This is a genomic window from Methylobacterium sp. 37f, from assembly GCF_023093475.1.
Classification (GTDB): Bacteria; Pseudomonadota; Alphaproteobacteria; order Rhizobiales; family Beijerinckiaceae; genus Methylobacterium.
In genome coordinates, this window is sequence record NZ_JAGHKN010000082.1 from 1 (window position 1) to 2,954 (window position 2,954).

The 2,954-nt window shown below is 66.4% G+C and carries 2 protein-coding genes and 1 pseudogene; 2 read left to right on the forward strand and 1 reads right to left on the reverse strand.

From position 1 onward, the window contains the following. A pseudogene (locus J7U37_RS24670) lies at nucleotides 1-643 on the reverse strand (hypothetical protein); the annotation flags it as partial. A gap of 462 nt (nucleotides 644-1,105) precedes the next feature. Between J7U37_RS24670 and J7U37_RS24675 the strand changes: the two are divergent. Both J7U37_RS24675 and J7U37_RS24680 read left to right on the forward strand, forming a co-directional pair. Continuing rightward, entirely contained in the window at nucleotides 1,106-1,786 is a 681-nt protein-coding gene (locus tag J7U37_RS24675; protein WP_247637458.1) for an isochorismatase family cysteine hydrolase, read from the forward strand. Nucleotides 1,787-1,857: 71 nt separating this feature from the next. After that, nucleotides 1,858-2,871, forward strand: coding sequence for a 2-oxoglutarate and iron-dependent oxygenase domain-containing protein (locus J7U37_RS24680; protein ID WP_247637459.1), 1,014 nt, complete (start codon nucleotides 1,858-1,860; stop codon nucleotides 2,869-2,871). Nucleotides 2,872-2,954: the final 83 nt, after the last annotated feature.

A 2,954-nucleotide genomic window follows, 5' to 3' on the forward strand; every position in this document is an offset into this window, starting at 1 on the left:
GGGCAGGGGCCGGCGGGGCTGCCATGGGGGCCGCGGCCACGGCGGCTCCGCCCTTGGGAGCTTCAATCTTGGGAGCCTCAACCTTGGGAGCCTCAACCTTGGGACCCTCGGCCTTGGGAGCCTCAACCTTGGCGCTCTCGGCCTTGGCGGCGTTGCAGCGCCGGAGGGACTCGTAGCCCTCCGCAAATCCGCCGATCTCGAAATCGGCGTTGCCGTTGTCGAATTTCAGGATGATGGTCTGGGCCGCCATCAGCCTGGGGACGATGCTTGTCGGGAAGGTGGCGGTGAGGGATTGCCCGTCGCCGACCCAGCGCGCCTTGGCGTCGTAGCGGGTCTTGTCGAGGAAGAACGGCACCTTCACGCTCTCCTGCTTGTCCCACGTCCAGTTTTCATAGACGAGGCCCAGCGCCGCTTCCGTCTCCCCCAGGGCGAAGATGATGCCGTTGACGGCGTTCCCGTCGTCCTTGTCCTGGTAGGTGTGGCTCATCAGGCAGGCATGCGGGCTGGTGTCGCCGATCGTGCGCTCGATCTCCCAGCCCTTCACCATCTCGAAGGGCTGCCGCTCGGCCGCGAGGGACGGACCCGCGCCGAGGATGACGACGAGGCTCGCGACGCGCGATCCTCCGAGACGGCCACAACGCATGGTGTTTCTCCAAGTCCGAAAACGCGCGCGATCGGATGATCGCAAACGCGCAGGGGCCGCGAAACCAGACTTTCCGGGTGTTTCGCGGTCTATCCTCATGACCGCGATGGGACTTACGAAGTCTTCAGGCGCGCAGGCTTTTCCGCGGAGATTCCTAACGCTTCGTTCCGGGAGGGCCGCCGATCAAAAGCCGGCGAACGTCCGTGCGCCGCACGCGGCGTCCTCCTGTTCGCTAGGCCGATGGGGCGTGGATCGCTCGTTCGCTGCCGGAGGCCACACGCAACGAGCCGCCTGCCCAAGATCGTCCGATCTGCTCGCGCGATGGACTTACTGAAAAAGAAAAGAGCAAGTCTGATTAATTCAGTTGCAGCTTGATCGTCGCAAGATCGGCGCGGCACCGATAGTGATGACCCAGGGGGCCTCGTCCGCATGGGTGTGGGGCCGGTGGGAGTCGCGCTCGCGATGCGAAGCTATATCAATGGTCGGCCGCAGGAACTCGGCGCGGCCTTCGCGCCCTTCTTCGATCCAGCGACGACCGTGGTCGTCTCCATCGACCTGCATCGCGGTCATCTCGATGACGACCCGGCCTGCCCGTGCCCGGCGCCCCGCGCCCGGGCCATCGTACCGGCGGTCGACGCGTTTCACCGGACCGCGCGGGCGGCCGGCATCCGCGTCATCCACGTGCGCAGCAGGCTTCGCGCAGGCGGCGTCGACGATGTCAACGGCCTGAAGGCCGCTTGGCGCCTGGTCTTCCCGCTGCATGTCGGAGACATCCCCAACGCCGACGAGCATGCGATCGAGGGAACACGCTGGAACGACTTCGTCACCGAGGTGGAGGACCGGGATCTGATCGTCGAAGGCAAAAAACGTCTCTCGGCCTTCCATCCGACCGACCTGGATTTTCTGCTCCGCAACCTCGGCACGCGCACCATCGTGTTCGACGGATGCCTGGCGGATTGCTGCATCCTCAACTCGGCCTTCGACGCTTCGAACCTCGGCTACCACGTCGTCGTGGCGGCCGACCTCGTCGCCGGCACCGACGCCGCCCTGGAGGCGTCCGCCCTGCGCATCGTCGCCACGCATCTCGGCCTCGTCAGCGACGCCGCGATGATCACGCAGGCCTGGCGTTGCCGCCTGCCGTAGGTGCGCAACCTGTGCTGGCATGGGGTTTGCCTTACGGTTTCTGACCATATGGTCAAACTAAGGACCTCGCCATGACGCTTCTGCAGGTTCCCGTGATCGATCTGACGCCCTACCGTGCGGGGACGCCGGAGGGCAAAGCCGCCGTCGCCGCCGAGGTCGATCAGGCGTGCCGGGATATCGGTTTCCTGGTGGTTTCGGGCCACGGCATCCCGGAATCGCTGATCGAGACGACCTACGCGGTCTCGAAGGCGTTCTTCGAGCGTCCCCATGCCGAGAAGCTCGCCGTCGAACGGCCGGCCCCCGATCAGGTCCGGGGCTACAGCGCCGTGGGCGGGGAGGGCCTCTCCTTCAGCCTCGACGCGCCGACGCCGCCGGACATCAAGGAATCGCTCTCGATCGGCCCGGTCGACGTGCCGCCCGACGATGCCTATGCGTTCGGCGCCGCCGCCGGGCCGCACTTCGCCCCGAACATCTGGCCGAATGAACCGGCGGAGTTGCGGACGGTGTGGACGGCGTATTTCCGCGCGGTCGACCGCCTGGCGCGTGACCTGATGCGGATCTTCGCCCTCGGGCTGAAGCTCGACGAGACCCACTTCGATCCGAGCATCGACAAGAGCATCTCGATGATGCGCGCCCTGCGCTACCCGGCCCAGACCAACGCCCCGCTGCTCGATCAGCTCCGCGCCGGCGCCCATTCCGATTACGGCAGCATGACGATCCTGCGCAAGGAGATCGGCGACAGGAGCCTGCAGGTGAAGAATAAGCTCGGCGCATGGGTCGATGTGCCGGTGATTCCAGGCACCTTCATCGTGAACATCGGCGACCTGATGCAGCAATGGACCAACGACATCTGGTCGTCGACGGTCCATCGGGTGGTCAACCCGAGATTCGATACGGAGGAGAACGTCGATCGTCTGTCGATCGTGTTCTTCCACCAGCCGAACTACGACGCCGAGGTGGCCTGCCTGCCGACCTGCCAGGGACCCGGCAGGCCCGCGAAATATGCGCCCGTCACCTCGGGCGCCCACCTGCGCGCGAAGTTCGTCAAGCAGACGACCTTCGGCAGGGTCGCGCGGGCAGCCTGAGATGGCGCGCCGCGCCTCCGTCGACACCGTCCGGGTCACGCCGGCGTCGTGACGCCAGCCGGCGCCCCGCCCCGTCCACCCAC

Bases quoted from the DNA above. Each gene is read 5' to 3' on its own strand.
- J7U37_RS24675 (WP_247637458.1), top strand. From the start codon at position 1,106: ATGCGAAGCTATATCAATGGTCGGCCGCAGGAACTCGGCGCGGCCTTC.
- J7U37_RS24680 (WP_247637459.1), top strand. From the start codon at position 1,858: ATGACGCTTCTGCAGGTTCCCGTGATCGATCTGACGCCCTACCGTGCG.